General features: G+C 47.4%; 1 protein-coding gene. It reads right to left on the bottom strand.

Going from position 1 to position 409, the window contains the following annotated elements:
• A partial coding sequence (locus C6N31_RS42575; protein ID WP_198359674.1) for an SUI1 family translation initiation factor occupies positions 1 to 256 on the bottom strand: 256 nt, incomplete at its 3' end.
• Between the last annotated feature and the right edge of the window lie 153 nt (positions 257 to 409).

The following is a 409-nucleotide window of genomic DNA, read 5'->3' as shown; positions in this document are numbered from 1 at the left end:
CGCGCTTGCGCTGATCCCCTTGAAGTTGAATAACTTTTCCCATTTCAGGATGGGCCACCGCCGTGCCGTTGCAGCAAAGTTGTTTCCTCAGATCTTTCATAATGTCCGCAATGGAGTATTGTGCGCTCAATCCTTGGACAGTGGTCAAGGATTTCTTACCATTTCTTTGCTGTACGCGAATATGAACATACTCCTCAGTTTCTTTCAGCGAATTGATGGAGTCGAGCAATTCGGATTGAATATCAGTATGAGACATGAATCTTCACCAATCTGCGGATAAAAGAGACGGCAAACGGAGACCTCGAGCGGCAGTTTTTCCTCCTTCCTGATGGAGAACGCAGGACAACTAGGGTTTCTGAATGCACGCTTATACGTCCGTCGGGAGTCAGGTGTGCGTCTCCTAATAAAG

Origin of the sequence: Streptomyces fildesensis, assembly GCF_016107395.1 — a bacterium.
In the GTDB taxonomy this organism is placed as follows: Bacteria; Actinomycetota; Actinomycetes; order Streptomycetales; family Streptomycetaceae; genus Actinacidiphila; species Actinacidiphila fildesensis.
This window is presented reverse-complemented; position numbering and strand designations above follow the sequence as displayed.